We start from the raw sequence: 26468 nt of genomic DNA on the forward strand, positions 1-26468 counted from the left end.
GCCGCGATCCCCTTTCTCTGCAAACCCTGCGCACCGCCGCGCCCAGACGCGAGTGTGCAGTTCAGAGCCGCCCTCCTGCAGTCCCGAAGGACGTACTGTCATGGCCGCTACCCCGGAACAGCCTGCGCCCGCGACCCCCCGCCGCAAGGCAGGACGCCACCGTGGCGAAGGTCAGTGGGCCCTGGGGCACCACACCCCCCTCAACGGCAATGAGCAGTTCAAGAAGGACGACGACAGTCTCAACGTGCGGACACGCATTGAGACGATCTACTCCAAGCGCGGGTTCGACTCGATCGACCCCAACGACCTTCGCGGGCGGATGCGCTGGTGGGGCCTGTACACGCAGCGCAAGCCCGGGATCGACGGCGGCAAGACCGCGATCCTGGAGCCGGAGGAGCTGGACGACCGGTACTTCATGCTCCGGGTCCGCATCGACGGCGGCCGGCTGACGGTGGCGCAGTTGCGGGCCATCGGTGAGGTCTCACAGGATTACGCGCGGGGCACCGCCGATGTCACCGACCGGCAGAACATCCAGCTGCACTGGATCCGCATCGAGGACGTCCCGGCCATCTGGCAGAAGCTGGAGGCAGTCGGCCTGTCCACGACGGAGGCCTGCGGCGACTGCCCGCGCGTGATCATCGGCTCCCCGGTGGCGGGGATCGCCGCCGACGAGATCATCGACGGGACCCCGGCGGTCGACGAGATCCACGACCGCTACATCGGCAGCAAGGAATTCTCCAACCTGCCGCGCAAGTTCAAGACGGCGATCTCCGGCTCGCCCGTGCAGGACGTGGTCCACGAGATCAACGACATCGCCTTCGTCGGCGTCGTTCACCCCGAGCACGGCCCCGGCTTCGACCTCTGGGTCGGCGGCGGTCTCTCCACCAATCCGCGGCTGGCCGAACGCCTGGGCGCCTGGGTGCCGTTGGACGAGGTCGCCGATGTCTGGGCCGGAGTCGTCGGGATCTTCCGGGACTACGGCTACCGGCGACTGCGCACCCGCGCCCGGCTGAAGTTCCTGATGGCCGACTGGGGTCCCGTCAAATTCCGTCAGGTGCTGGAGGACGAGTACCTCAAGCGGCCACTGCTCGACGGCCCCGCCCCCGAGCAGCCCAGCAGCCGCTGGCGCGACCACGTGGGCGTCCACCAGCAGCAGGACGGCCGCTTCTACGTCGGGTTCGCGCCCCGGGTCGGCCGGGTCGACGGCCCCACCCTGACCAGGATCGCCGATCTGGCCGCCGCGCACGGCTCGGACCGGCTGCGCACCACCGTCGAGCAGAAGATGCTGATCCTCGACGTGGAACCGGACCGGATCGAGTCGCTGTCCGCCGGACTGGAGGAGCTCGGCTTCCAGGTGAAGCCGTCCCCGTTCCGCCGCGGCACGATGGCCTGCACCGGCATCGAGTTCTGCAAGCTGGCGATCGTCGAGACCAAGGCGCGCGGCGCCTCGCTCATCGACGAACTGGAGCGCCGCCTGCCGGAGTTCGACGAGCCGCTCACCATCAACATCAACGGCTGCCCCAACGCCTGTGCCCGCATCCAGACCGCTGACATCGGCCTCAAGGGCCAGCTCATGCTGGACGGCGAGGGCAACCAGGTGGAGGGCTACCAGGTGCACCTGGGCGGCGCGCTCGGCCTGGAGGCCGGATTCGGCCGCAAGGTCCGCGGCCTGAAGGTCACTTCGGACGAACTGCCCGACTACGTCGAGCGGGTGCTGGGGAACTTCCAGAAGGAGCGCGAGCACGACGAGCGCTTCGCGACCTGGGCGGCACGGGCCAGTGCGGAGTCGCTGTCATGAGCGAGCGCGCCGCCCCGTTCCACTGCCCCTACTGCGGTGACGAGGACCTGCGCCCGCACGAGGCGGGGCACGGGGCCTGGGAATGCGCCTCCTGCAACCGAGCGTTCCAGCTGAGGTTCCTGGGCCTGCTGACCCGGGGACTGGCGCGCAACGACGGTGAAGGGGACGGGATATGACGGACACCCTGAAGATCGAAGAGCTCACGTCGGAGGACCTCAGGGAGCTGGCCGAGCGGGCCGGCCGCGAGCTGGAGGACGCCTCCGCACCGGAGATCCTGCAGTGGGCCACCCGGACCTTCGGCCCGCGTTTCTGCGTCACCTCCTCGATGGAGGACGCGGTCGTCGCGCACCTCGCCTCCCGGGCCCTGCCCGGCGTGGACGTCGTCTTCCTCGACACCGGCTACCACTTCCCCGAGACGATCGGCACCCGCGACGCGGTGGAGGCGGTGATGGACGTCAACGTCATCACCCTGACCCCGCGGCAGACCGTGGCCGAGCAGGACGCGGAGCACGGGCCGAGGCTGCACGACCGCGACCCCGACCTCTGCTGCGAGCTGCGCAAGGTCAAGCCGCTGGAGGAGGGCCTGACCTCGTACACGGCCTGGGCGACCGGGCTGCGCCGCGACGAGTCCCCCACCCGGGCGAACACACCGGTGGTCGGCTGGGACGAGAAGCGGCAGAAGGTGAAGGTCTCGCCGATCGCCCGCTGGACCCAGGACGACGTCGACGCGTACGTCGCGGAGCACGGTGTCCTCACCAACCCGCTGCTGATGGACGGTTACGCCTCCGTGGGCTGCGCGCCCTGCACCCGCCGGGTGCTGGAGGGCGAGGACGCACGCGCCGGCCGCTGGGCCGGGCGCGGCAAGACCGAGTGCGGGCTGCACGGCTGATGACGACTGATCAGGAGAACTCGATGAGCGTGACGGAGACGGGAGCCACCATCTGGCTGACCGGTCTGCCGAGCGCGGGCAAGACCACCATCGCGTACGAACTCGCCGGGCGGCTGCGCGGCGAGGGCCACCGGGTGGAGGTGCTGGACGGCGACGAGATCCGGGAGTTCCTCTCCGCGGGCCTCGGCTTCTCCCGCGAGGACCGGCACACCAACGTCCAGCGGATCGGCTTCGTCGCCGGACTGCTGGCGGCCAACGGCGTGAAGGTCCTGGTCCCGGTCATCGCGCCGTACGCGGACAGCCGGGACGCGGTCCGGCGGCGTCACCAGGCCGAGGGCACCGCGTATCTGGAGGTGCACGTCGCCACTCCGGTCGAGGTGTGCTCGGTGCGCGATGTGAAGGGGCTCTACGCCAAGCAGGCGGCGGGCGAGCTCAGCGGGCTGACCGGGGTGGACGACCCCTACGAGGCCCCCGAGTCGCCGGATCTGCGGATCGAGTCGCACCAGCAGACCGTGCAGGAGTCCGCGGCGGAGCTGTACGCGCTGCTGAGCGAGAGGGGTGCAGCGTGACGACCGTCGCGACTGTGTCGGAAGGCACCGACAATCCGTACGCACTCAGCCACCTGGACTCCCTGGAGTCCGAGGCGGTGCACATCTTCCGTGAGGTGGCGGGAGAGTTCGAGCGGCCGGTGATCCTGTTCTCCGGCGGCAAGGACTCGATCCTGATGCTGCACCTGGCGCTCAAGGCGTTCGCGCCCGCGCCGGTGCCGTTCACGCTGCTGCACGTGGACACCGGGCACAACTTCCCCGAGGTCCTGGAGTACCGGGACCGCACGGTCGCCGAGCACGGGCTCCGTCTGCACGTCGCCTCCGTCCAGGAGTACATCGACGCGGGCAAGCTCCGCGAGCGCCCCGACGGCACCCGCAACCCGCTGCAGACCGTGCCGCTGACCGAGGCGATCCAGCAGCACCGCTTCGACGCGGTGTTCGGCGGCGGCCGCCGCGACGAGGAGAAGGCGCGCGCCAAGGAGCGGGTCTTCTCGCTGCGCGACGAGTTCTCCCAGTGGGACCCGCGCCGCCAGCGCCCCGAGCTGTGGCAGCTGTACAACGGCCGGCACGCCGCCGGTGAGCACGTCCGGGTGTTCCCGATCTCCAACTGGACCGAGCTCGACGTGTGGCAGTACATCGAGCGCGAGGGCATCGAGCTCCCGGAGATCTACTTCGCCCATGAGCGCGAGGTCTTCAACCGCTCCGGAATGTGGCTGACCGCGGGCGACTGGGGAGGTCCCAAGGAGCACGAGAGGACCGAGACCCGTCAGGTCCGCTACCGCACCGTCGGCGACATGTCCTGCACCGGCGCCGTCGACTCCGACGCCACCACGCTGGACGCCGTGATCACCGAGATCGCCGCCTCCCGGCTCACCGAGCGGGGCGCGACCCGTGCCGACGACAAGATGTCCGAGGCCGCGATGGAAGACCGCAAGCGCGAGGGGTACTTCTAAAATGACCACACCCATCCAGCTGGCCGAGAGTCTGTCGACCACCACCCTGCTGCGGTTCGCCACCGCGGGGTCGGTCGACGACGGCAAGTCCACCCTCGTGGGACGGCTTCTGCACGACTCCAAGTCGGTCCTCACCGACCAGCTGGAGGCGGTCCAGGACGCGTCCCGCAAGCGCGGCCAGGAGGCGCCGGACCTGGCGCTGCTGACCGACGGACTGCGGGCCGAGCGCGAGCAGGGCATCACCATCGATGTCGCCTACCGCTACTTCGCCACCCCCCGGCGCCGGTTCATCCTCGCCGACACCCCGGGCCATGTGCAGTACACCCGCAACATGGTGACGGGCGCCTCCACGGCCGAGCTGGCCGTGGTCCTGGTCGACGCCCGCAACGGGGTCGTCGAGCAGACCCGCCGGCACGCCGCCGTCGCCGCCCTGCTCCGCGTCCCGCACGTGGTGCTGGCCGTGAACAAGATGGACCTGGTCGACTACGCGGAGCCGGTGTTCGCCGCCATGGCCGAGGAGTTCACCGCCTACGCGGCCTCCCTCGGCGTACCGGAGATCACCGCGATCCCGATCTCCGCACTGGCCGGCGACAACGTCGTGGAGCCGTCCGCCCACATGGACTGGTACGGCGGCCCCACCGTTCTGGAGCACCTGGAGACGGTCCCGGTCAGCCATGACCTCACCGCCTGCCACGCCCGCTTCCCGGTCCAGTACGTGATCCGGCCGCAGACCGCCGAGCACCCCGACTACCGGGGCTACGCGGGCCAGATCGCCGCCGGTGTGTTCCGGGTCGGCGAGCCCGTCACCGTACTGCCCTCGGGCCGTACGTCGACGATCGCCGGGATCGATCTGCTCGGCGACAGCGTGGACATCGCCTGGGCCCCGCAGTCGGTGACCGTCCGGCTCGCCGACGACGTCGACGTCTCGCGCGGCGACCTGATCGCACCGTCAGACGACGCTCCGGCGGTCACCCAGGACGTCGAGGCGACCGTCTGCCATGTCGCGGACCAGCCGCTCACCGTGGGCCAGCGGGTGCTGATCAAGCACACCACCCGCACGGTCAAGGCGATCGTCAAGGACATCCCGTCCCGCCTCACGCTGGACGACCTCTCGCAGCACCCGGCGCCGGGGCAGCTCATCGCCAACGACATCGGCCGGGTCGTGGTGCGCACCGCCGAGCCGCTCGCGCTCGACGCGTACGCCGACTCGCGCCGCACCGGTTCCTTCCTGCTGATCGACCCGGCGGACGGCACCACGCTGTCGGCCGGCATGGCGGGCGCCTCGTTCGCCGCCGTGACGCAGGCACCGGCTCCGGCGGGCGACGACGCCGAGTGGGACTTCTGATGAGCACCGACATCTTCTCGACCTTCGCGAAGGAGGGCGGCCGCGTCGGCAGCGGCGCCCTCGGCAGCGGCCAGGGCGGGGTTGCGCGATGTGCGCGATGACGTACGCGCACTGCCTGCGCGCCCGGCAGCACCAACCGCACCGCCTGCAACGCCAGTTCAGACGAAGACCTGCCGACCTCCCGGCCGCGTCCCCGGACTTCCGAGGGACGTGAGCACCGGGCCTCCGAGAGGAAATCCTCCCGTGCCTGCCCCCCGTACCACCCTGCGCCGCAGCATCGCCGCTGCCGCCGCCCTGCCGCTGCTCGCCGTGGCGCTCACTGCCTGCGGTTACGGTTCCGAGGCGAAGGACGACGACACCAAGAAGGCGAACGTCTCCGCCGGGGACAAGAAGCTCTCCGCGGACACCGTGAAGATCGGCTACTTCCCGAACCTCACGCACGCCACCGCCCTGGTCGGCATCCAGGAAGGCATCATCGCCAAGGAGCTCGGCGGAACCGAGGTCAAGCCCTCGACGTTCAACGCGGGCCCGTCCGAGATCGAGGCGCTCAACGCCGGTTCGATCGACATCGGCTTCATCGGCCCGTCGCCCTCCATCAACGGCTTCACGAAGTCCAAGGGCAAGAGCCTGCGCATTATCGGCGGTTCGGCCTCCGGCGGGGTGAAGCTGGTCGTGAACCCGAAGAAGATCAAGACCCTGGACGACCTCAAGGGCAAGAAGATCGCCACCCCGCAGCTCGGCAACACCCAGGACGTGGCCTTCCTCAACTGGATCTCCGAGAAGGGCTGGAAGGTCGACGCCCAGAGCGGCAAGGGCGACGTCTCCGTGGTCCGCACGGACAACAAGGTGACCCCGGACGCCTACAAGTCCGGCTCCATCGACGGCGCCTGGGTGCCCGAGCCGACCGCGTCCAAGCTGGTCGCGCAGGGCGCGAAGGTGCTCCTGGACGAGTCGACGCTGTGGCCGGACAACAAGTTCGTGATCACGAACATCATCGTGTCGCAGAAGTTCCTCACCGAGCACCGGGACGTCGTCGAGGCGGTGCTGCGCGGTTCGGTCAACACCAACGCGTGGATCAACGCCAACCCGGACAAGGCGAAGGCGTCCGCCAACACCGCGCTCAAGACGCTGTCCGGCAAGGAACTGCCGGCGGACGTCATCGACCCGGCGTGGAAGTCGATCCAGTTCACCGATGACCCGCTGGCCGCCACGCTCGACACCGAGGCGAAGCACGCGGTGAAGGCGGGCCTCCTGGACAGGACGGACCTGACGGGCATCTACGACCTGAAGCCGCTGAACAAGATCCTCAAGGCCGCGGGCAAGCCCGAGGTCGCCGACGCCGGTCTCGGCGTCAAGTAACCACCCGACCGTTCCAGGATCTCCCAGGAGGTGACGACCATGGCCACGACCACTCTCACCAAGGCCGAGGACCGTACGGCGGTCGGGCACGCCGCCCGTATCGACCACGTCTCGAAGTCCTTCGGCGGACCGGACGGGCAGCAGCTCGTCCTGGACGACATCACTCTCGATGTCGCTCCCGGTGAGTTCGTCACCCTCCTGGGAGCCTCCGGGTGCGGCAAATCGACGCTGCTCAATCTGGTGGCCGGGCTCGACCGTCCGACCGGGGGGTCCATCGAGACCCCCGGCGGGCGGCCGGCCCTGATGTTCCAGGAGCACGCCCTCTTCCCGTGGCTGACCGCGGGCAAGAACATCGAACTGGCGCTGCGGCTGCGCGGCGTGGCGAAGCCGGAGCGGCGCACCGAGGCGGAGCGGCTGCTCGAACTGGTCCGTCTGGGCGGGGCGTACGGCAAGCGGGTGCACGAGCTCTCGGGCGGGATGCGGCAGCGGGTGGCGATGGCCCGCGCGCTCGCCCAGGACAGCCAACTGCTCCTGATGGACGAGCCGTTCGCCGCACTCGACGCCATCACCCGGGATGTCCTGCACGACGAGCTGACCCGGATCTGGCGCGAGACGAACGTCTCGGTCCTGTTCGTCACGCACAACGTGCGGGAGGCGGTCCGGCTCGCCGAACGGGTCGTCCTGCTCTCCTCGCGGCCGGGCCGGATCGCCCGGGAGTGGACGGTCGACATCGAGCAGCCGCGCCGCATCGAGGACACCGCCGTGGCGGAGCTCTCCGTCGAGATCACCGAACAACTGCGTGGGGAGATCCGCCGACATGGCCAGCACTGAGACCACCACCAAGGGCAGCACCACCGGGGACGGCACCCCGAAGGACGCCGCCCGGGACCTGGCCGGCCTCGAAGCGGGGCTCGACGCCCTCGACGCGGTGCGGGTGAGCCGGACCCCGGTGCGCCAGGTGCTGGTGCAGAAGGTGCTGCCTCCGGTGGTGGCCGTCGCACTGGTGCTCCTCATCTGGCAGATCCTGATCTGGGCGAAGGTCACCGACGACTACAAGCTGCCCTCACCGGCCCAGGTCTGGGACGAGGTGTCCAACGCCTGGGCCGAGGGCACCCTGCTCGGCTACATCTGGACCAGCGTCTCGCGCGGTCTGCTGGGCTTCCTCCTCGCACTCGTCATCGGCACCCCGCTGGGGCTGCTGGTGTCGCGGGTGAAAGTGGTGCGTGCGGCGATCGGTCCGGTGCTCTCGGGTCTGCAGTCGCTGCCGTCGGTGGCGTGGGTGCCGCCCGCGGTCATCTGGCTGGGGCTGGACGACCGGATGATGTACGCGGTGATCCTGCTGGGCGCCGTCCCGTCGATCGCGAACGGTCTCGTCGCCGGTGTCGACCAGATTCCGCCGCTGCATCTGCGGGCCGGCCAGACGCTGGGCGCCACCGGGCTGCGCGGCACCTGGCACATCGTGCTACCGGCTTCCCTGCCCGGCTATCTGGCGGGGCTGAAGCAGGGCTGGGCGTTCTCCTGGCGCTCGCTGATGGCCGCCGAGATCATCGCCTCGTCGCCCGATCTGGGTGTGGGCCTGGGACAGTTGCTGGAGCAGGGCCGTGAGACCAGCAGCATGTCGATGGTCTTCCTGGCCATCTTCCTGATCCTGATCGTCGGCATCGCCATCGATCTGCTCATCTTCAGTCCGCTGGAGCGGTGGGTGCTGCGCAGCCGCGGTCTCCTGGTCAAGAGCTGAGAGCGGTATGAACTCTCCGGTCCTCCTCGTCATCGCCCACGGCAGCCGCGATCCCCGGCACGCCGCGACCGTGCACGCGCTCACCGCGCGGGTACGGGCGCTGCGGCCGGGGCTGCGGGTGGAGACCGGGTTCCTGGACTTCAACGCACCCTCGGTGCCGCGGGTCCTGGAGCGGCTCGCCGCGCAGCGAGCGGGTGAGGTGGTGGCGCTTCCGCTGCTGCTGACCCGGGCCTTCCACGCCAAGTCGGACATCCCGGCGGTACTGCGGGAGGCCCGTACCGGGCTGCCGCGGCTGCGGGTGCGGCAGGCCGAGGTGCTCGGCCCGTCGCCGCTGCTGAACTCCGCCCTGGAACGGCGGTTGCACGAGGCCGGGGTCCGCCCCGGCGACCGAAGCTCGACCGGGCTCGTCCTGGCCTCGGCGGGCTCCACAGACCCGGAGGCGATCGCAGTGATCGCTGAAATCGCGCGGGAGCTGCGGCACACCGGTTGGTGTTCCGTGCGGCCTGCGTTCGCCTCCGCTGTATCTGCCGGGGGCTATCCCCGCACCGAGGACGCGGTACGGGCCCTGCGCGCCGACGGTGTGCGCCGGGTGGCGGTCGCCCCGTACGTCATCGCCCCCGGCCGCCTCCCGGACCGCATCGCGGCGGGGGCGGCCGAGGCGGGTGCCGAGGTACTGGCCGGGGTGCTGGGCCCGTCACCGGAGCTGGCGCGGCTGCTGCTGGACCGGTACGACGAGTCGCTGGTGGCGGCCGCCCGGACGGCGCCGCTCAGCGCGTAGCCCTTGCTCAGCCGACGTCCAGGCGGCCCGTCCGGGTGCGCTTGAGCTCGAAGAGGTCCTCGTGGCCGGCGAGCACCCGGAAGCTGTCGAACAGCCGCGCCGCCTCCTCACCGCGCGGCACCGCCCGCAGCACCGGGCCGAACCAGACGCTCCCGTCGACATGGATGGTCGGCGTACCCACGTATCCGTCCGCCTCCGGGTCCTTGCCCGCGTCATGACTGCGCCGCAGCGCCGCGTCGTAGGTGTCCGTGTGCGCGGCGGCGGCCAGCGCGGCGGGCAGACCCAGCTCGTCGAGGGACTGGGCGATCACCTCGTCGAAGTCCTCGTTCTTCTGCTGGTGGATCCGGGTGCCGAAGGCCGTGTACAGGTCGCGCAGGACGGCGGCGCCGTGCTGCTCGGCCGCCGCGACGGCGACCCGCACCGGCCCGATCGACTTGTCGACCAGGGTGCGGTACCAGTCGGGGAGTTCGTTGCCGGTGTTGTGCAGGTGGAGGCTCATCACGTGGAAGCGGAGCTCGATGTCGCGCTGCTGCTCCACCTCCAGCATCCAGCGCGAGGTGATCCAGGCGAACGGGCAGGCCGGGTCGAAGTAGAAGTCGACGGCGGGCCTGCCCGTGTCCGGGCTGCGGTGAGTGGTCATGTCCTGAGCCTAGCCAGCCGGTGGCGCAGTTGGGCGGGCCATTCAACGGCTGTCCGGCTGGGCCACTTTCAGGCGGCGGCCCACCGCGGATCGCGCCCGCTCAGGGCCACGGCCCGCTCGAAGCCGGACACCCGGTTCCCGACGGTGATCTCGGCGGCGAAGCCCTCGTACTGCCGGTAGAGCCCGGCGGTCTTCTCGACGACCTCCAGGACGTAGCCGGCCGCCTCGTCGGAGAGCCGGAACTCCTGGCCGGTGGCCCGTGCCACGTCCCAGCCGTGCAGCGCCGTCTCCATGATGAGCATCTCGGCGGTGTCCGCGGCCGGGGAGGCCGAGTCGCCCGGTCCGATGGTGCCCTCCCAGACGGCCGGGTCGGACCAGGCGGCGACGGCGCGGTCCAGCTGCGCCGCGTACCGCTCGGCCCAGTCGGCGTCCGCCGTGAAGTCGCGGGTGGTGAGTTCCTTGGGGATCTCCGTGCGCAGGGCGCGGTGCTCCATGCCGTGCGAGGTGTAGAGCACCCAGTGGTTGATGAGCCCGCGGACGTCCCAGCCTTCGCAGGGAGTCGCGGAGTTGTCGAGTTGTGCGGCGCTGACGGCGCGGGCCACTCGGGCCGCCTCGGCGGCGCATTCGGTCATACGGTCGTGCTCGGTCTTCATACGGAACAGGCTAGGACCGGCGCCCGTCCCGGGTCTTGAAGAAAAGCGACAACGTCGGTCAGACGGCCGCGTCGACCAGCGCGGTCAGCTCGGTGACGGACATCGAGCCGGGTTCCCGGCGTTCCCGGGCGCAGCTGTTCGCGATCCGCCGCAGCACGTCGTTGACCGGGGTGGGTACGCCGTGGAGCCGGCCGAGCAGCACGATCTCGCCGTTGAGGTAGTCGGCCTCGATCGTGCCGGTGCCCCGGCTGAGGCTCTGCCACGAGGAGCCGCCGGTGCGCGGGGAGCCGTCGAAGGGTTCGAAGCGGATCCGGTCGCCGCGCGCCTCGGCCTGTTCGGCCTGGCCCACCGCCTCGGTGCCGGCCGCCTTGAGCACGGCCTGGCCCTCGGCCAGCGCCCTCCTGAACAGGGCGATGGCGTCGTCCCCGGTGAGCGGGCCGGTGGCCGCCTCGATGGCGTTGGCCAGGTTGGAGAGCAGCTTGCCGTACTTCCAGCGCATCACGTCCGCCACCACGGGGGCGAGCAGCTTCGCCTCCTCCAGGTCGGCGGAGATCCGCCGGGCGGTGTCGTCGGTCCCCGACGGGTAGCGGCCCAGGTGGAGGATTCCGGTGAGCGGGGTTCCGGCCGCGGACACCTCGCCGGGCCGCACGAAGGTCGCGGGCAGCCAGACGCACATGCCGTACACCCGGTCGAAGCGGCGCAGCGCGAGGCGTTCGCTCTCCACGCCGTTCTGCGCGCAGATCAGCGGCAGCCGTTCACCGGCCGTGCCGCCGCCCGCCACCGGCCGGGCGCTCCAGGCGTCGAGTGCGGCGATGCTGTCCTGCGTCTTGACGGCGAGCACGAGGACGTCGTCCGGGGCCAGCGGGAGCGCCTCGGGCCCGTCGACGACGGGGAGCTCGTGGGTGCGGGTGCCGTCGGGGGTGGCGAGCCGGAGTCCGCCGGTGCGCAGCGCCGCGTACTGGGCTCCGCGGGCCACGAGCACCACGCGGTGGCCCGCCTCGGCCAGCCGTCCGCCGATGGCGCCGCCGACGGCGCCCGCTCCCACGATGACGTAGCGCATCCCGCTCCTCCGCACGGCCGCGGCCCGGGGCGGTGGCCCGCCGCAGTGGCGGCAAGGCACTCCCCCGGGCCGGAAGTTGCATCCACCAGCCAGACTACTGTTTCCCTTATGTCTTCCGTGTTCCGATCCCCCGACGACTCCTTCCTCCTCGGCCGCGAGCTGCCCGTGCGCCGTCTCGGCTACGGCACCGCCCAGCTGACCGGCCCGGGGTACTGGGGCCCCCGCGGCGAGCGGCAGGAGTCGCTGACCGTGCTCAGGGCGGCGGTCGACCGGGGCGTGACCCTGATCGACACCGCCGACAACTACGGTCCGGGGGTGGCCGAGGAGCTGGTCGCCGAGGCGCTGCACCCGTACCGTGACGATCTGGTGATCGCGACCAAGGGCGGCGTCGTACGGACCAGTGACAGCGCCTGGCACATCGCGGGGCGGCCCGAGCAGCTGCGGGCGATGTGCGAGGCCAGTCTGCGCCGGCTGCGGACCGACCGGATCGACCTCTACCAGCTGCACCGGCTTGATCCGCAGGTGCCGTTGGCCGAGCAGCTGGGCGCTCTGGACGCGCTGCGGCAGGAGGGTAAGATCCGGTACATCGGTCTGGACACCCTTACCGCCGACCAGCTGGAGCAGGCGCTCTCCCTGACCGGGATCGCCTCGGTGCAGAACCGGTTCAATCTCCTCGACCGTTCGTCGGACGCGGTACTGAAGGTGTGCGAGGCCCATGGCCTGGCCTTCCTGCCCTGGTTCCCGCTGGCGAACGGCGCCCTGACCGGCGAAGGCGCCGCGGCGCTCGCCGGGGTCGCGGAACGCCACGGTGCCACCCGCGGGCAGATCGCCCTCGCCTGGCTGCTGCACCGCTCCCCCGCGCTGTGCCCGACTCCGGGCACCGGTTCGCCCCTCCATCTCGCGGAGAACCTCCGGGCCGGGGAGATCCGGCTGTCGACCGATGACATGAGCCTCCTGGAGGCGCTCGCATCCGCATGAAGGAGTACCGCACGTGACCACCACCGCCGCCCTCGCCCCTTCTTCGCCCACGGCCCCGGTTCCGGTGATCAGGGCCGACGGCGTCACGCTCGTACGGGACGGCAAGGTCCTGCTCGACTCGGTCTCGCTGACCGTGCGCGGCGGGGAGCACTGGGCGCTGCTCGGCGCCAACGGCGCGGGCAAGAGCACCCTGCTGGGGCTGCTCGGTGCGATCAGGCATCCCACCCGGGGCACGGTGGAGGTGCTGGGCCGCACCATCGGACGGGTCGATCTGCGGGAGCTGCGGACGCTGCTGGGGCATGTCGATCCGCGCCATCCGCTGCGTTCGCCGCTGTCGGTGAACGAGGTGGTGCTGACGGGGCTGACCAACTCGGTCGAGCCGGTGCCGCGCTGGTCGGCGAGCCCGGAGCAGCGGGAGCGGGCGGACCGGCTGCTGAAGATGCTGGGCATGGGCGGCAAGGAGGGGTCGCGCTGGCCCGCGCTGTCGCAGGGCGAGCGGGGCCGCACGCTCATCGCCCGCGCGCTGATGCCGCATCCCCGGCTGCTGCTGCTCGACGAGCCGGCCACCGGGCTGGACCTGGCTGCCCGCGAGCAGCTGCTGGACAGTCTGGACGCCCTGCGCGGGGAGCACCCGGAACTGGCGACGGTACTGGTCACCCACCATCTGGAGGAGCTGCCCGCCTCCACCACCCATGCGATGCTGCTGCGCGGCGGACGGTGTGTGGCCTCGGGGCCGGCGGACGAGGTGCTGACCACGGATCAGGTCAGCGACTGCTTCGGTCATCCGGTACGGATCTCCCGCACGGACGGGCGGTGGACGGCGCGGGCCCGGCGGGCCGCCCGCCGCTGACCCGGCCGCTCAGCCGTCGGCCGCCGGTCCGGTGACGAAGGGGGTGGCCTGGTGGTAATAGAGCAGCCACCCCGTCTCGGTGAGCCGCCACAGTGAACTGCGATGGGCACGCTCGCCCTTGGCCTCGGTGTCGAAGGTGACGTGGACGAGTTCGTCGGCGAGCTGGACCCCGCGCATCCGTGAGGCGGTGAGCTGTCCGGGGCCCGCGGCGGCGCCCGTGACCAGCGAGGTGATGACCATGTCGCGGTCCCGGTGGCGGCCGGTCGTGTCGACCTCGCGGAAGTCGGGGTGCAGAACCTGGACGAGGAGTTCGGCGGAGGCCTGCACCAGCGGGTCGAGGAGGCGGAGTTCGCCCTCGACCGCCGCGGCCACGCCGGGCGACGGCTCGCTCACGCGCCACCTCCGGTCATCTCCACGAGTCTGGTGACGGTGTTCCAGTTGCGTGAGGTGGCGACGAGGCCCTTGCCGACCGCGAGCCGGCCCAGGGCGGCGGCGAGCCTGGAGCCACCGAGGGCGTCCGGGACGTAGAGGTAGAGGGCGCGGTCGCCGAGCCGGAACTCCTCGGGGAGGTAGGCGGCGGCTTCCAGCGAGGCGAAGTGGGCGGCGTCGACCGGCTGGTCGAAGTAGGTGACGTGCAGTTGCCTGCCCTGGACCTCGGCAGCCGGGAACGGGCAGGCGCCGGCCACGGCGGCGAGGTAGGCGGCGTCCCTGACCAGGCATTCCACCGCGAAGCCGAACTGCTCCTCGATGGCCCGCTCCAGCTCCGCGGTGAGCGCGCCCTCGTCGCCGGACTCGCTGCTGAAGACCGCGTTGCCGCTCTGCAGGTAGGTACGGACATCGCCGTGGCCCAGTCCGGTGAGCAGCGTGCGGAGTTCGGCCATCGGAACCTTGCGGTGGCCGCTCACGTTGATCCCGCGCAGCAGCGCCGCGTACATCGTCATGGGCACACCATAGGACGATCAGCCCGAGCCGTGCGGCCGCCGCGCCCCGTGGGGGAGGGCGCGGTGGCCGCCGGTCAGGGGTGGCGCTGTTACTCAACGACCTTCAGCAGCTTGTTCGCCGTACCCTCGGTGGCGTTGCTGATGGCGTCCGGGGTGGCTCCGTCGGTCAGTGCCGTGGAGACCTCCGCCGGGGTGGCGTCCGGGTGTCCCGCCAGGTATACGGCGGCGGCACCCACGACGTGCGGGGTCGCCATGGACGTACCGGAGATGGTGTTGGAGCCGGTGTCGCTGTCGTTCCAGGACGACGTGATGTCCGAGCCCGGGGCGTAGATGTCCACGACCGAGCCGTAGTTGGAGAACGACGACTGCTCGTCGTCCACCGTGGACGAGGCGACCGTGATGGCCTCGGGGACGCGGGACGGGGAGCCCTCGCTCGCGTCGCCCGACTCGTTCCCGGCGGCCACCGCGAAGGTGACACCGGAGGCGATGGCCTTCTGGACCGCCGCGTCGAGCGCCTCGTCCGCACCGCCGCCGAGGCTCATGTTGGCGACGGAGGGGCCCTGGTGGTGCTCGGTGACCCAGTCGATGCCGGCGACGACCTGCTCGGTGGTGCCCGAGCCGGAGTCGTCGAGGACCCGGACGGCGACGATCTTCGCCTTCTTGGCGACGCCGTACGTCGCACCGGCGATGGTGCCGGCCACGTGGGTGCCGTGGCCGTTGCCGTCATCCGCGCTGTCGTCGTTGTCCACGGCGTCGAAGCCCGAACTGGCCCGGCCCCCGAACTCCTCGTGCGTGGTGCGGACACCGGTGTCGATGACGTACGCGGTCACGCCCTCGCCCGCGCTGTCCGGGTAGGTGTACGCGTTGTCGCCGGCGGTCTCGGCCTGGTCGATGCGGTCCAGACCCCAGGAGGGCGGGTTGTCCTGGGTGGCGCTGATGTGGAACTTCTTGTTCTGGACGACCTTGGAGACCGACGGGTCGGCCGCGAGCCGCTTGGCCTCGGTCCGCGAAAGGCCGCTGGCCGAGAAGCCGTTGATGGCGGAGCTGTAGTTGCGCTTGAGCTTGCCGCCGTACTCCTTGGCGAGCTTCGCCTTGTCGGCCTTGTGGTCGAGCATCACTATGTAGCTGCCGGATACGGCGGTTGCCGCGTCGGCACCGTAGACCTTGCCCATCGCGGGGGCGGGTGCCGCTCCGGCGAAGGGGCTGCCCAGCAGGGTGATTCCGGCTGCGGCGGCGACCGCGGTGATCGCGGCGGTGAGCTTGACCCGGTGGGTGCGCTTGTGAAGTGCCATGAAGAGGGGGTCTCCTCGTCATTCTTTGTGGGGGGATTGACCCTCGGCCGGAAGATCTCCGGGGGCTGGCTCGAAACCCTGACCGATTGACGCGCCCAGATCAAGACCCACCCTGTGCCTGTGACCACCTGAGCAAGGTTTCGTCACAAGAAGTCGACCAGCCGCACCCAAGTCCGACACACGCACTGCCTGTTACCGGCGGGCACACCAGCGGTCACACTCCCGGACACAGCACTGCGCCCCGTTCGTGATGATGCATCACGAACGGGGCGGAGCAGGGCGGGGTTCAGCGTCGGACGATCCGCACTCCGGTCACACCCATCAGCCCGGCGAGGGGGACACCGGAGGACGCCTGCGCGGGGTCCACCGTCAGACCCCCGCCGCGCACCATGTCGAGCAGCATCTCGGCGAGCGGCATCACCATGTGCCGCCCCCAGCAGCGCTCGGACACATGGCCGAAGGGCAGATAGCCGGGCTGATCGTCCGGGTCGAGGCCGTCCCAGCGCTCGGGCCGGAACACATCAGGGTCCTCCCAGAGCGCGGGGTCCCGGTGGCTCAGCAGGGGCAGGAGCAGGATGTCGTCGCCGGCGCCGATCCGGGGGTCGAGCGCGGCGTACTCCGGGGACGCCCTTCGCAGGATGTTCCAGGAGGGCGGCAGCAACCGCATCGACTCGTACAGGACGTTCCGGTTCGAGGTCTCCTCGTCGAACGGCGATCCGAGCCAGAGCGCGTTGGCGACGAGTGTCGAGACGGTGAAGCAGACCGGGGCCGCGGCTCTGCGGTACAGGCCCATGGCGTAGCGGCGGTCGCCGTAGCTCTTGGCCTCGGCGGTCAGGCCCGCGATGGCGGAGACGGGGGCGCCCGGCCGGAGCCGCCCCGGCAGGGCCGCCCCGGCGACGATGACCGACCAGGTGAGTTTGGGCGTCAGCTCCAGGGCACGGTCCATGAGGACGCGAAGCCGGTAGGGATCGGCGCCGAGGATCAGGTCACGCAGGTATACGTGACCCACGCGCGGCCACTCACCGCGGAGGTCGGCGTTCTCGGGAACGGGCTTCTTCAGGGCCGTCCGCACGTCGCGGCCGATGGCCTGCATGACGGTGGCGGCCTCGGCGCGCGGAATGGACCGCCCGTGGAGGGGCTTGAACGTGGGGCGCTCGTCCTCGGTGGCCGGCCTGGCGGCGAGGATGCGGTCGGTCAGGCCGGCCCCGGCGACGCCGACGGTGCCGGGGTCGAGCCGGAAGGCCTCCTCGCCCCGGTGGTCTCGCAGGAGCGCCTGGAGTCTCGGCGCGAAGACGACGTCCCGGGCACGGCTGCCGGTACCGGATATCTGCATCGTGTTCTCCAAGAAGCGGGAGGCGCCCGTGCCCGGCGGGCCGGTGAGGCCACGCCGGGCACGGACTCCGACCGAGGGACCGCGCCCCTCAGTCAACTGGACTCGTATGCCGGGTTCAGTACCAGAGGTACCAGGCGTACGCCTTCAGGCTCTTCTCCGGCGTCATCTTTTCCTTCAGCTGAAAAAGGAACTTCATAACAGCACCTCCACCTTTTGCTCTGAATCTGCTTTCCGGGACATGGCGTGGCCGTGTTGCGATACAGGCTTCCCATCTCAACAGGAAATCCGCATCACCGCTGACCGCCGAAAGGAGTACAGCTCAGAGCAATTGAAGTTGTCAATGATCTTCTCGCCGAAAAAAAGCGGCCACGCGTTCCGTTTCAGTCGAAACCAAACGAGCCAAATAAGAACGGAGAATTTCCCTGCGATACCCGCACTCGCAGGTACCGGCAAGAGCGTGAAGAGGCGAATTCATGCCGATGATTGTCTGAATCACCACTGTTCAGGATGTTTGCCGTGGCTCCGGGCGCTGCCCCGCGGCCGGATCGCCGGCGCCTCGACGCGGGAAAGATACGTACCGGTCGGTAATAGGTTGAGGTTCTCGTGCGAGGTCATCGCTGATAGCGGGCCAGCACCCGGTTCCCGTCCTGGACCAGACGCTTTCTCAGTTCCGCCGCGTCGATGGCACCGCTGTAGTACTCCTGGAATGCGGGGGTGGCGACCTTGTCCTTCCACTCCGGATAGCCGCGCACGGACTGGGCCGGAGCGGAACGCAGTGCGCCCGCGAGAGCGGCGCCGGTGGCCCAGCCCCGGTCGGGGCTGTGCAGCGAGGGGTCCGCCAGGGCCGCCCTGCCGGTCGGCAGCATCCAGTCCCCCTTGGCGAGGCGCACCATGTTGGCCGGCCGCAGCAGGAAGTCGATGAACTCCACGGCCTCCTTCTTGTGCGGGCTGTCCTGGGCGACCGACAGGGTCTGCGGGCTCACCCCCTGGGCCAGGCCTGCGCTGCCGGCCGGGGCGGGCAGCACCGTCCACTCGAAGCCCTTCGGGGCCTGCTCGGCCACCTGCTGGCGGAAGGAGAACCCCAGCGGCACCATGGCGTACTTGCCGCCGAAGAGACCCGGAAGCGTGTCGCCGCCCCCCATGCCGAGCGCCGTGCGGGCGGCGCTGTGGTCGGTGCCGACCTGGTCGCGGATGGTCCGGGGGACGACGAGATCGCCCTCGTCCATGGCGAGCGTGACCTTTCCGTCCGCGCCACGGTGGAACAGCTCGCCACCGGCCGAGAGGCCGAGGTTGAGGGTGGCGGAGACCGGTTCCTTGAGCGGCCAGGCCACTCCGTAACGGCCCTTGCCCGTCAGCTCCTTGGTGATCCGCCGGAACTCCGTCCAGCTCCAGGGCCTCGCCGGGGTCGGGATGCGGACCCCCGAGGCCTTGAGGATCCTGGTGTTGGCGATCAGGACGCGGGGCTCCTGGAGGAAGGGCACCCCGTAGACACCGCCGTCGAAGGTGCTGGTCTGCCAGCTCTGCTGCGGGATGTCGGCGGTGAGCCGGTCCGGCAGCAGGGTGCGCAGATCGGCGAGGTAGCCGCCGTAGGCGAAGTCCGCGAGGTCGTCGGACGCGTCATGGATGACATCCGGTGCCTCGTCCCCCTCGAACGAGGTGAGGAGCTGGTCGTGGACACTGTCCCAGCTGCCCTGGACGTACTGGACCCGGACATCGGGATGGCTCGCGTTCCATTCCTTCACCAACTGCTTGTTGGCGTCGACGGACTCCTTCTGCCAGGCCAGCGACTGGAAGCGGATCGTGATCCTCCCGTCCGCCCGGCCGCCGCCCCCGCCGCACCCGGTGAGCAGCAGGGCCAGTGCGGTGGCCGCCGCGGCTGCCGTACGCAGCACCGCGCGCATCAGCTCTTCACCGCCCCGGCCAGCATGCCGCCCGTGATCCGCCGCTGGATGACCGCGAAGAGGACGAGCGAGGGAAGGGTGGCGAGGAACGCGGCGGCGGCGAGCGGCCCCAGGTCGCTCGCACCCTCCGCGCCGAGGAAGTGGGTCAGTACGACCGGCAAGGTCTGCTTCTCCGGTGTCTTGAGCAGGACGAGCGCGAAGAAGAACTCGTTCCATGCGGTGATGAAGGCGAAGAGTGCGGTGGCGACGATCCCGGGGGCCAGCAGCGGGGCGGTGACCGAGACGAGCGTCCGCAGCCGGCTCGCGCCGTCGACCGCCGCCGCCTCCTCCAGTTCGGGCGGGACGGCCCGTACGTATCCGACCAGCATCCACAGCGCGAACGGCAGCGACCAGACGACGTACACCATGATCAGCCCCCACAGCGTGTTGATCAGATGCAGATACTTGAGGACCAGGAAGAGCGGAATGATCAGCAGGACGAACGGGAACGCCTGGCTGACCACCACCCAGCCGGTGGCGGCGGTGGAGAGCCGCGAGCGGTGGCGGGCCGTCACGTAGGCCATCGGGGTGGCGATGACGACGGCGATGATCCCGGCCGAGACGGCGGCGATCAGCGAGTTGGCGGCGGCCCGGAGCAGCGGCTGTTCGTCGAAGGCGGCCCGGAAGTTGTCGAGCGTCGGGTGCTGGGGGATCCAGGTGGGGTGCAGGGAGCCCAGTTCGGGTGCCGGTTTGAAGGCGGTGGAGATCAGCCACACGAACGGGAACGCCAGAAAGACCAGGTAGCACAGGAGCGCGACGTACTGTCCGGCGCGCGCGGTTCCGCGGGTACGCGGACTCATCGGTCCTCACCTCCGCCGAGCCGTCCCACGAGGTACACGGCGAGGATCACGGAGATCACCGCGACCATCACACAGCCCATCGCCGCGGCATAGCCGAACTGCCCGTACCGGAAAGCCTCTTCGTACGCGAAGAGCATCGGCAGCCGGGTACGGCCGCCCGGCCCCCCGTTGGTCAGCACGTAGACCAGGGCGAAGGAGTTGAAGTTCCAGATGAAGTTGAGGGCGGTGATGGAGAGGGCGACCGGCCTGAGCGCCGGCCAGGTGACGGTGCGGAATCGGCGCCAGGCGCCCGCGCCGTCCAGGGCGGCCGCCTCGTGGAGTTCGTGCGGGGTGTTCTGCAGGCCGGCCAGCAGGGCGACCGTGGTCTGCGGCATACCGGCCCAGACCCCGACGAGGATCACCGCCGGCAGCGCGGTGGCCAGGCCGGTCAGCCAGTCACGGCCGTCACCGAGCCCCAGATCGCGGATGGTCTCGTTGAGGATTCCGGCGTCCGGGTTGTAGACGAGCCGCCACATGATGCCGACGACCACCTCCGGCATCGCCCACGGGATGATCGCCAGCGCCCTCGCCAGCCACCGCATTCGCAGGTTCTGGCTGAGCAGCAACGCCAGGCCGAGTGCCAGCACGAACTGCGGGACGGTGACGCCGACCGCCCACACGAGGCCGATCCTGAACGAGTCCCAGAACAGTCCGTCGTGGAGCAGGTCCTGGAAGTTCAGCACCCCGGTCCACTGCGTGGATCTCGTCCGGCCCGACTGGGCGTCGGTGAAGGCCAGCGCGATGCCGTAGAGCAGTGGGCCGACACTGAGGACCAGGATCGGAATGAGGGCGGGAAGCACCAGGAACCAGGTACCGGCGCTCCGGTTGATCCGCGCGGCCCCCTTGCCGGGCGGGCCGCCGCCCGGCGGATCGTGCCGCTCGGACTGGACCGTTGCACTCGCCAATGTCATGAATGCGACCCCCTTGCGTCATTCGACCGGCTTGATACCGTTCTGGCCGCTCAGGTGGCCTCCGTCATCGTGCTGAGGGCCCGCCGGTTCGTCAAGACAGCCTGCACGGATGCGAAAATCGGATCCATGAACGACATGCGAGCGCGCGAGGTACTGACCGCTGCCGGACACCCCGGCGACGCGGAGCTGCTCGCGCTGGGCGAGAACGCGGTGTTCGCCGTGGGCGACCTGGTGGTCAAGATCGGCCGGAACGCCGTGCGCAGTCCGGAGCTGCGGGTCCGGGCCGAGCGCGAGGTGGCCGTCGCGCAGTGGCTCGCCGCGTCCGGCGTCCCCGCGGTACGGGCCGCCGAGCCCTCGGCACGGCTGGTCGAGGGCCACCCGGTGACGCTGTGGCACCGGCTGCCCGACGCGGTGCGGCCCGCGGAGCCACGGGATCTGGCGCCGCTGCTCACCGCCGTGCACGCACTGCCGGCCCCGGAGGGCCTCGTCCTCCCCCGCCGGGAGCTGCTGGGCGGGGTCGAGCGCTGGCTGGGTCTTGCGGGCGACTCGATCGACCCGGCCGACGCCGCGTATCTGCGCGAGCGCCGCGACGGCTTCGCGACGGCCGCCGCCGCGCTGGTGCCGCGTCTGCCCCCGGGCCCGATCCACGGCGACGCGCTCCCGCGCAATGTCCATGTCGGTCCGGACGGGCCGGTCCTGGTGGACCTGGAGACCTTCTCGACTGATCTGCGCGAGCACGATCTGGTGGTGCTGGCCCTGTCCCGGGACCGGTACGCGCTGGCGGCCGACGCCTATGACGCGTTCACCTCGGCGTACGGGTGGGACGTCCGGGAGTGGGACGGCTGCGCGGTGCTGCGCGGGGCACGGGAGACCGCGAGCTGTGCGTGGGTCGCGCAGCACGCGCCGGCCAACCCGAAGGCGCTCGCGGAGTTCCGCAGGCGCGTGGCGTCGCTGCGCGACGGTGACGCGGCGGTGCGGTGGTACCCGTTCTGACCACGCCCGCACCGGGCGGCACGGGCGTGGTCAGCCCGACACCCGCACCGGTTCCCGGACCGGCCAGCGGCCGTCGATCACCGCGTCCGCCTCGCCCTTGCGGCGGAGGAACTGCTGGAAGTCGGCGGCCCACTCCGCGTACCAGGTGATCTGGCGCTGGTGGAGCTCCGCCCCCGTCAGTGCGGCCACCGAGGCGTGCCGCCCGGCTATCGCGTACGCCACCCGGACCGCGGCCAGGGCGTCCGCCGTCGCGTCGTGCGCTCCGCCGTGGACCACTCCGTACTCGACACAGACCGCCTCCAGATTCCGCTTGCCCTTGCGGTAGCGGTCGACGGCCCGGTCGATCGTGTACGGGTCGACGACCGGACCGATCCCCGCGCCGCCCAGCCTGTCGCTCAGCGACGGAAGCCCGTGGCGGTGCAACTCCGCCGTCAGCAGCGTCAGGTCGAAGGCCGCGTTGTACGCGACCACCGGCACGCCCCGGCGCCAGTAGCCGGTCAGGGTGTCGGCGATCTCGTCGGCCACCTCGCTCGCCGGCCGGCCCTCCGCCGCGGCCCGCTCGCTGCTGATGCCGTGGATCGCCGAGGCCTGGGCGGGGATCCGGATCCCCGGATCGGCCAGCCAGGCGTGCCGGCTCACCGGTTCACCGTCGCTGCCGTCGACGGCGACGACCGCGGCCGTCACGATCCTGGCCTCCAGTGGTTCCGTACCCGTCGTCTCCAGGTCGAAGCCGACCAGCGCATGCCGGTGCCAGCTCATCCCGTACCTCCTTCGTGGTGCTTCCCCCAGGTGACGACCACCCTCGCACGGGCCACTGACAGCGCCCTCCCGGGGACGGCCCCTCAGGAGACCGGCCGGGAGTCCGTCCACACGGACTCGAACTCCTCGCGGTACGTCTCGAAGAGTCCGTGCTCGCTGTCCTGCCCGGCCCGGACCACCGCCCGCCCGCCGCCCCGGAGCACCAGCACCGGCGCCTCCATGCCGCGGGCCCGGCGCAGATAGGTCTGGACGACCCCCACCGCGTCGGCCCCGTCGCCGTCCACCAGGTAGGCGGTGAAGCGCGGTGTCTCGTCGAAGACATGGATCTCGAAGGCGCCCGGATCGCGGAGCTTGGAGCGGACCCGGCGCATGTGGAGGATGTTCATCTCCACCGTCCGGCTCAGCTCGCCCTTCTTGAGCCCCAGCTCCCGCTCCCGGCGCTTGACCGCGCTGCTGGCCGGATTGATGAACAGCAGGCGGACCCGGCAGCCCGACTCGGCGAGCCGGATCAGCCGGCGGCCGGAGAAGTTCTGCACCAGCAGATTGAGCCCTATGCCGATCGCGTCCAGCCGACGCGCTCCCCCGAAGAGGTCCTCGGCGGGCAGCTGGCGCTGGAGCCGCACCCGGTCGGAGTGGACGGAGACCACATCCGCGTACCGGTCGCCCACCAGCTCCTCGACGGCGTCGACGGGGAGCCGGTCGGCGGACGGGACCGCGGCGCCGGTGCCGAGGATCTCCAGCAGCCGCGCGGAGGCGCGCTCGGCCTGGGCGAGCACCGCCTCGTTGAGCGCGCGGTTGCGGGAGACCACGTTGCGGGCGACCTCCAGCTCGTCGAGGGCCAGCTCCACATCGCGGCGGTCGTCGAAGTAGGCCTCGAAGCAGGGCCAGTGCTGGACCATCAGCTCACGCAGCTGAGGCAGCGTGAGGAAGCTCAGGACGTTGTCGTCGGCCGGGTCGAGCAGATAGCCCTTGCGGCGGGAGACCTCGCGCACGGCGACGGCGCGCTGCACCCACTCCTGCCCGGCGGGTCCCGCAGCGGCCACCACCCAGTCCTCGCCGTGGACCGGTTCGTAGATGGGCCGGAGCACCGCGGAGACCACGGCGCGCAGCCGCTGCTCCACGAGATTCAGCCAGATGTAGGCGCGCCCGGCCCGCTGAGCACGGGTGCGCACCTCGCTCCAGGCGTCCGCTCCCCAGTCCAGCTCCGCACCGATCTCCAGGGGCCGGGCAAGCGAGACCGCCCCGGGCGGCACATCGGTGGCGTCCCCCTCGTGACCAGCGTCACCTGGGGGCAGCTCGAAACCTCCCGAGCTCACCCGCACACCGCCTTCCACTCCCCCACCAACGATCAAGGAAGGGTACTCCGGGAGCGGGAGCCGGTGCAGCCGGATGCGCAGGCTGCTTTCTCAACTCCCCTACCGATCAAGCTCGTTCCCTGGGACGAGATCTGCCGTAGTGAGCGGATTCATAGTGATTAAACACCCCACCGCAAGCCGCATACCGGACAGCGAGCCGGGTGGGTCCGCCGGATTCCGGTCCCGGGCGACACGGAGGGGCCCGATGTTGACCGGACCGGGCGACGTCCTAGGTAAGGGCCCCTCTTTCGGGGAAGATCTGCCCCAGGGAGCCCGCATTCCCCAGGCAACCGCATCAGAGTGGAAGAGTCGAATCTATGCAGGTCTGGCCGGGACAGGCGTACCCCCTCGGTGCCACGTACGACGGCGCCGGGACCAACTTCGCGGTCTTCTCGGAGGCCGCCCACCGAATCGAGCTGTGCCTCCTGCACGACGACGGCTCCGAGACGGCGGTGGAGCTGCGGGAGACCGACGCCTTCGTCCGCCACGCCTATCTGCCCGGGGTGATGCCCGGTCAGCGGTACGGGTTCAGGGTCCACGGGCCGTACGAGCCGCAGCGCGGCGCCCGCTGCAACTCCGCGAAGCTGCTCCTCGACCCGTACGCACGGGCGGTCGCCGGACAGATCCAGTGGGGCGAGGCGGTGTACGGCTATCCGTTCGGCCGGCCCGACGCGCGCAACGACCTCGACTCGGCGCCGCACACCATGACATCCGTCGTGGTCAATCCGTACTTCGACTGGGGCGACGACCGGCGGCCCCGTACGGACTACCACCGCACGGTGATCTACGAGGCCCATGTGAAGGGCCTGACGATGCTTCACCCGGGGCTGCCGAAGGAACTGCGCGGCACCTACGCGGGGCTGGCCCATCCGGAGGTCATCGCGCATCTGACCGAGCTCGGGGTCACGGCGATCGAATTAATGCCGGTGCACCAGTTCGTCCAGGACCACCGGCTGGCGGACGCGGGGCTCGCCAACTACTGGGGCTACAACACCATCGGATTCTTCGCCCCGCACAACGCCTACGCCTCCTGGGGCGACCGGGGCGAGCAGGTGCTCGAGTTCAAGCAGGCCGTACGGGCGCTGCACCAGGCGGGCATCGAGGTGATCCTCGACGTGGTCTACAACCACACGGCGGAGGGCAACCACCTGGGTCCGACGCTCTCCTTCCGGGGCCTGGACAACGCCTCGTACTACCGGCTCGCCGACGACCAGCGCTACTACACGGACACCACGGGGACCGGGAACTCGCTGCTGATGCGCTCCCCGCACGTGCTCCAGCTGATCATGGACTCGCTGCGGTACTGGGTGACCGAGATGCACGTGGACGGGTTCCGCTTCGATCTGGCGGCCACTCTGGCCCGCCAGTTCCACGAGGTGGACCGGCTGTCGTCGTTCTTCGACCTGGTGCAGCAGGACCCGGTGGTCAGCCAGGTGAAGCTGATCGCGGAACCGTGGGACGTGGGCGAGGGCGGCTACCAGGTGGGGAACTTCCCGCCGCTGTGGACCGAGTGGAACGGGAAGTACCGGGACACGGTACGGGACCTGTGGCGCGGTGAGCCCCGGACCCTGGCGGAGTTCGCCGGGCGGCTGACCGGCTCGTCCGACCTGTACCAGGACGACGGCCGGCGGCCGCTCGCCTCGATCAACTTCACCACCTGCCACGACGGATTCACCCTGCACGACCTGGTCTCGTACAACGACAAGCACAACGACGCCAACGGCGAGGGCAACCGGGACGGCGAGAGCCACAACCGGTCCTGGAACTGCGGCGTGGAGGGCGACACGGACAAGCCCGAGGTGCTGGAGCTGCGCGAGCGGCAGATGCGGAACTTCATCGCCACCCTCATGCTGTCGCAGGGTGTGCCGATGCTGAGTCACGGCGACGAGTTCGGCCGTACCCAGCTGGGCAACAACAACGGGTACTGCCAGGACAGCGAGCTGTCCTGGGTGCACTGGCCCGACCCGGCCGAGGCCGCGGCGGACGACGGCGAGGAGGCGGACCCGCAGAACGGCGACGGGCTCGGCAGCAGCCTGCTGGAGTTCACCCGGGCCATGGTGTGGCTGCGCCGGGACCATCCGGTCTTCCGGCGCCGCCGGTTCTTCCACGGACGACCGGTGGAGGGCACGCACGACGAGCTCTCGGACATCGCCTGGTTCACGCCGAAGGGCGAGGAGATGACCCAGCGGGACTGGCAGGCGGCGCACGCCAAGGCCCTGACGGTCTTTCTGAACGGGCACGCCATCTCGGAGCCGGGCCCGCGCGGCGAACGGATCTCCGACGACTCCTTCCTGCTGATGTTCAACGCGAGCGCCGAAACACTGGAGTTCGCCGTCCCGGTGAACCATGGGCGGCAGTGGCATGTGGTCGTCGACACGGCGCGTCCGGCCGGAGTGCTGACCGGTGCGGGGCCGAAGGTGGCGGCGGGCGATCGGGTGACGCTGGTGGGGCGGAGCATGGCGGTGCTCCAGCGGCCGGCGTAGCGGGGCGGGAGCGGTGGGCGGCACCGCCGGTCG

General features: G+C 70.6%; 27 protein-coding genes. 14 read left to right on the forward strand and 13 right to left on the reverse strand.

Annotation, left to right across the window (positions count from 1 at the left end):
* Window positions 1–100 precede the first annotated feature (100 nt).
* From OG322_RS06060 to OG322_RS06105, 10 genes are all read left to right on the forward strand, one after another.
* Window positions 101–1798 carry a nitrite/sulfite reductase gene (locus OG322_RS06060; protein WP_329306149.1) on the forward strand — a complete coding sequence of 566 codons (1698 nt, stop codon included), beginning with the start codon at window positions 101–103 and terminating at the stop codon, window positions 1796–1798.
* A complete protein-coding gene (locus OG322_RS06065) occupies window positions 1795–1974 on the forward strand; it encodes an IS1 family transposase (protein WP_123463400.1) in 180 nt (59 codons plus the stop codon). The genes OG322_RS06060 and OG322_RS06065 overlap by 4 nt, the downstream gene beginning before the upstream one ends.
* Window positions 1971–2687, forward strand: coding sequence for a phosphoadenylyl-sulfate reductase (locus OG322_RS06070; protein WP_329306150.1), 717 nt, complete (start codon window positions 1971–1973; stop codon window positions 2685–2687). The genes OG322_RS06065 and OG322_RS06070 overlap by 4 nt, the downstream gene beginning before the upstream one ends.
* Before the next feature lie 23 nt (window positions 2688–2710).
* Window positions 2711–3256, forward strand: coding sequence for an adenylyl-sulfate kinase (cysC, locus tag OG322_RS06075; RefSeq protein ID WP_241200271.1), 546 nt, complete (start codon window positions 2711–2713; stop codon window positions 3254–3256).
* Window positions 3253–4188, forward strand: coding sequence for a sulfate adenylyltransferase subunit CysD (gene cysD / locus OG322_RS06080; protein WP_123463394.1), 936 nt, complete (start codon window positions 3253–3255; stop codon window positions 4186–4188). The genes cysC and cysD overlap by 4 nt, the downstream gene beginning before the upstream one ends.
* 1 nt (window position 4189) lies before the next feature.
* On the forward strand, window positions 4190–5533 hold the full coding sequence (locus OG322_RS06085) for a sulfate adenylyltransferase subunit 1 (RefSeq protein WP_123463392.1): 1344 nt from the start codon (window positions 4190–4192) through the stop codon (window positions 5531–5533).
* A 243-nt stretch (window positions 5534–5776) separates the two neighbouring features.
* On the forward strand, window positions 5777–6892 hold the full coding sequence (locus OG322_RS06090; protein WP_123463390.1) for an ABC transporter substrate-binding protein: 1116 nt from the start codon (window positions 5777–5779) through the stop codon (window positions 6890–6892).
* Between the two features lie 39 nt (window positions 6893–6931).
* Window positions 6932–7723, forward strand: a complete 792-nt coding sequence (locus tag OG322_RS06095; RefSeq protein WP_123463388.1) for an ABC transporter ATP-binding protein — start codon at window positions 6932–6934, stop codon at window positions 7721–7723.
* Window positions 7710–8630 carry an ABC transporter permease gene (locus OG322_RS06100; RefSeq protein ID WP_329306151.1) on the forward strand — a complete coding sequence of 307 codons (921 nt, stop codon included), beginning with the start codon at window positions 7710–7712 and terminating at the stop codon, window positions 8628–8630. The genes OG322_RS06095 and OG322_RS06100 overlap by 14 nt, the downstream gene beginning before the upstream one ends.
* 7 nt (window positions 8631–8637) lie before the next feature.
* The gene (locus OG322_RS06105; protein WP_123463383.1) at window positions 8638–9408 is read left to right on the forward strand and encodes a sirohydrochlorin chelatase; all 771 of its coding nucleotides are present in this window, start codon (window positions 8638–8640) and stop codon (window positions 9406–9408) included.
* 7 nt (window positions 9409–9415) lie between these two features.
* Here OG322_RS06105 and OG322_RS06110 read toward each other — a convergent pair whose 3' ends face one another.
* The 3 genes from OG322_RS06110 to OG322_RS06120 all read right to left on the reverse strand — a co-directional run bounded on the left by OG322_RS06110 (window position 9416) and on the right by OG322_RS06120 (window position 11761).
* Window positions 9416–10048 carry a mycothiol-dependent nitroreductase Rv2466c family protein gene (locus OG322_RS06110; protein WP_123463381.1) on the reverse strand — a complete coding sequence of 211 codons (633 nt, stop codon included), beginning with the start codon at window positions 10046–10048 and terminating at the stop codon, window positions 9416–9418.
* 68 nt (window positions 10049–10116) lie between these two features.
* Entirely contained in the window at window positions 10117–10701 is a 585-nt protein-coding gene (locus OG322_RS06115) for a TIGR03086 family metal-binding protein (RefSeq protein ID WP_329306152.1), read from the reverse strand.
* 58 nt (window positions 10702–10759) lie between these two features.
* Window positions 10760–11761, reverse strand: a complete 1002-nt coding sequence (locus OG322_RS06120; protein ID WP_329306153.1) for a ketopantoate reductase family protein — start codon at window positions 11759–11761, stop codon at window positions 10760–10762.
* Between the two features lie 108 nt (window positions 11762–11869).
* On the opposite strand from OG322_RS06120, the gene OG322_RS06125 reads away from it, so the two are divergent.
* Window positions 11870–12739, forward strand: coding sequence for an aldo/keto reductase (locus OG322_RS06125; protein ID WP_123463375.1), 870 nt, complete (start codon window positions 11870–11872; stop codon window positions 12737–12739).
* A 13-nt stretch (window positions 12740–12752) separates the two neighbouring features.
* Window positions 12753–13589, forward strand: coding sequence for an ABC transporter ATP-binding protein (locus tag OG322_RS06130; RefSeq protein ID WP_329306154.1), 837 nt, complete (start codon window positions 12753–12755; stop codon window positions 13587–13589).
* 9 nt (window positions 13590–13598) lie between these two features.
* On the opposite strand, the gene OG322_RS06135 is transcribed toward OG322_RS06130, so the two are convergent.
* The 8 genes from OG322_RS06135 to OG322_RS06165 form a co-directional block, all read right to left on the reverse strand.
* On the reverse strand, window positions 13599–13982 hold the full coding sequence (locus OG322_RS06135; RefSeq protein WP_123463371.1) for a nuclear transport factor 2 family protein: 384 nt from the start codon (window positions 13980–13982) through the stop codon (window positions 13599–13601).
* The gene (locus tag OG322_RS06140; protein WP_123463369.1) at window positions 13979–14530 is read right to left on the reverse strand and encodes a DUF1697 domain-containing protein; all 552 of its coding nucleotides are present in this window, start codon (window positions 14528–14530) and stop codon (window positions 13979–13981) included. The genes OG322_RS06135 and OG322_RS06140 overlap by 4 nt, the downstream gene beginning before the upstream one ends.
* Before the next feature lie 89 nt (window positions 14531–14619).
* A complete protein-coding gene (locus tag OG322_RS06145) occupies window positions 14620–15822 on the reverse strand; it encodes a S8 family peptidase (RefSeq protein WP_123463367.1) in 1203 nt (400 codons plus the stop codon).
* Window positions 15823–16108: 286 nt separating this feature from the next.
* The gene (locus OG322_RS06150) at window positions 16109–17155 is read right to left on the reverse strand and encodes a cytochrome P450 (protein WP_123466221.1); all 1047 of its coding nucleotides are present in this window, start codon (window positions 17153–17155) and stop codon (window positions 16109–16111) included.
* A 115-nt stretch (window positions 17156–17270) separates the two neighbouring features.
* On the reverse strand, window positions 17271–17351 hold the full coding sequence (locus tag OG322_RS41505; RefSeq protein WP_353962138.1) for a tryptorubin family RiPP precursor: 81 nt from the start codon (window positions 17349–17351) through the stop codon (window positions 17271–17273).
* A gap of 415 nt (window positions 17352–17766) precedes the next feature.
* A complete protein-coding gene (locus OG322_RS06155) occupies window positions 17767–19056 on the reverse strand; it encodes an ABC transporter substrate-binding protein (protein ID WP_329306155.1) in 1290 nt (429 codons plus the stop codon).
* Window positions 19056–19895 carry a carbohydrate ABC transporter permease gene (locus OG322_RS06160; protein ID WP_123463363.1) on the reverse strand — a complete coding sequence of 280 codons (840 nt, stop codon included), beginning with the start codon at window positions 19893–19895 and terminating at the stop codon, window positions 19056–19058. Before OG322_RS06160 ends, OG322_RS06155 begins: the two co-directional genes overlap by 1 nt.
* The gene (locus OG322_RS06165; RefSeq protein ID WP_185095472.1) at window positions 19892–20845 is read right to left on the reverse strand and encodes a carbohydrate ABC transporter permease; all 954 of its coding nucleotides are present in this window, start codon (window positions 20843–20845) and stop codon (window positions 19892–19894) included. The genes OG322_RS06160 and OG322_RS06165 overlap by 4 nt, the downstream gene beginning before the upstream one ends.
* Window positions 20846–20971: 126 nt before the next feature.
* Between OG322_RS06165 and OG322_RS06170 the strand changes: the two genes are divergently transcribed.
* Complete coding sequence (locus OG322_RS06170; protein ID WP_329306156.1) at window positions 20972–21838, forward strand: phosphotransferase enzyme family protein; 867 nt, start codon at window positions 20972–20974, stop codon at window positions 21836–21838.
* A 30-nt stretch (window positions 21839–21868) separates the two neighbouring features.
* Here the strand turns inward: OG322_RS06170 and OG322_RS06175 are convergent, their stop codons facing one another.
* Together OG322_RS06175 and OG322_RS06180 are read right to left on the reverse strand one after the other, a co-directional pair.
* The gene (locus tag OG322_RS06175; protein WP_123463359.1) at window positions 21869–22597 is read right to left on the reverse strand and encodes a 3'-5' exonuclease; all 729 of its coding nucleotides are present in this window, start codon (window positions 22595–22597) and stop codon (window positions 21869–21871) included.
* An 83-nt stretch (window positions 22598–22680) separates the two neighbouring features.
* On the reverse strand, window positions 22681–23913 hold the full coding sequence (locus tag OG322_RS06180) for an SAV2148 family HEPN domain-containing protein (RefSeq protein ID WP_123466217.1): 1233 nt from the start codon (window positions 23911–23913) through the stop codon (window positions 22681–22683).
* A gap of 356 nt (window positions 23914–24269) precedes the next feature.
* Here OG322_RS06180 and glgX point away from each other — a divergent pair, with 356 nt between their 5' ends.
* Window positions 24270–26435, forward strand: coding sequence for a glycogen debranching protein GlgX (glgX, locus tag OG322_RS06185; RefSeq protein ID WP_329306157.1), 2166 nt, complete (start codon window positions 24270–24272; stop codon window positions 26433–26435).
* Window positions 26436–26468: the final 33 nt, after the last annotated feature.

It is taken from the genome of Streptomyces sp. NBC_01260, from assembly GCF_036226405.1.
Taxonomy (GTDB): domain Bacteria; phylum Actinomycetota; class Actinomycetes; order Streptomycetales; family Streptomycetaceae; genus Streptomyces; species Streptomyces laculatispora.

What these genes read in the sequence shown, in the direction of transcription:
- OG322_RS06095 (WP_123463388.1), top strand. Translation starts at nt 6,932, where the DNA reads ATGGCCACGACCACTCTCACCAAGGCCGAGGACCGTACGGCGGTCGGG.
- OG322_RS06120 (WP_329306153.1), bottom strand. Translation starts at nt 11,761, where the DNA reads ATGCGCTACGTCATCGTGGGAGCGGGCGCCGTCGGCGGCGCCATCGGC.
- OG322_RS06160 (WP_123463363.1), bottom strand. Translation starts at nt 19,895, where the DNA reads ATGAGTCCGCGTACCCGCGGAACCGCGCGCGCCGGACAGTACGTCGCG.
- OG322_RS06145 (WP_123463367.1), bottom strand. Translation starts at nt 15,822, where the DNA reads ATGGCACTTCACAAGCGCACCCACCGGGTCAAGCTCACCGCCGCGATC.
- OG322_RS06060 (WP_329306149.1), top strand. Translation starts at nt 101, where the DNA reads ATGGCCGCTACCCCGGAACAGCCTGCGCCCGCGACCCCCCGCCGCAAG.
- OG322_RS06115 (WP_329306152.1), bottom strand. Translation starts at nt 10,701, where the DNA reads ATGAAGACCGAGCACGACCGTATGACCGAATGCGCCGCCGAGGCGGCC.
- OG322_RS06170 (WP_329306156.1), top strand. Translation starts at nt 20,972, where the DNA reads ATGAACGACATGCGAGCGCGCGAGGTACTGACCGCTGCCGGACACCCC.
- OG322_RS41505 (WP_353962138.1), bottom strand. Translation starts at nt 17,351, where the DNA reads ATGAAGTTCCTTTTTCAGCTGAAGGAAAAGATGACGCCGGAGAAGAGC.
- OG322_RS06150 (WP_123466221.1), bottom strand. Translation starts at nt 17,155, where the DNA reads ATGCAGATATCCGGTACCGGCAGCCGTGCCCGGGACGTCGTCTTCGCG.
- OG322_RS06065 (WP_123463400.1), top strand. Translation starts at nt 1,795, where the DNA reads ATGAGCGAGCGCGCCGCCCCGTTCCACTGCCCCTACTGCGGTGACGAG.
- OG322_RS06175 (WP_123463359.1), bottom strand. Translation starts at nt 22,597, where the DNA reads ATGAGCTGGCACCGGCATGCGCTGGTCGGCTTCGACCTGGAGACGACG.
- OG322_RS06165 (WP_185095472.1), bottom strand. Translation starts at nt 20,845, where the DNA reads ATGACATTGGCGAGTGCAACGGTCCAGTCCGAGCGGCACGATCCGCCG.
- cysC (WP_241200271.1), top strand. Translation starts at nt 2,711, where the DNA reads ATGAGCGTGACGGAGACGGGAGCCACCATCTGGCTGACCGGTCTGCCG.
- OG322_RS06100 (WP_329306151.1), top strand. Translation starts at nt 7,710, where the DNA reads ATGGCCAGCACTGAGACCACCACCAAGGGCAGCACCACCGGGGACGGC.
- OG322_RS06070 (WP_329306150.1), top strand. Translation starts at nt 1,971, where the DNA reads ATGACGGACACCCTGAAGATCGAAGAGCTCACGTCGGAGGACCTCAGG.
- glgX (WP_329306157.1), top strand. Translation starts at nt 24,270, where the DNA reads ATGCAGGTCTGGCCGGGACAGGCGTACCCCCTCGGTGCCACGTACGAC.
- OG322_RS06105 (WP_123463383.1), top strand. Translation starts at nt 8,638, where the DNA reads ATGAACTCTCCGGTCCTCCTCGTCATCGCCCACGGCAGCCGCGATCCC.
- OG322_RS06085 (WP_123463392.1), top strand. Translation starts at nt 4,190, where the DNA reads ATGACCACACCCATCCAGCTGGCCGAGAGTCTGTCGACCACCACCCTG.
- OG322_RS06125 (WP_123463375.1), top strand. Translation starts at nt 11,870, where the DNA reads ATGTCTTCCGTGTTCCGATCCCCCGACGACTCCTTCCTCCTCGGCCGC.
- OG322_RS06110 (WP_123463381.1), bottom strand. Translation starts at nt 10,048, where the DNA reads ATGACCACTCACCGCAGCCCGGACACGGGCAGGCCCGCCGTCGACTTC.
- OG322_RS06155 (WP_329306155.1), bottom strand. Translation starts at nt 19,056, where the DNA reads ATGCGCGCGGTGCTGCGTACGGCAGCCGCGGCGGCCACCGCACTGGCC.
- OG322_RS06140 (WP_123463369.1), bottom strand. Translation starts at nt 14,530, where the DNA reads ATGACGATGTACGCGGCGCTGCTGCGCGGGATCAACGTGAGCGGCCAC.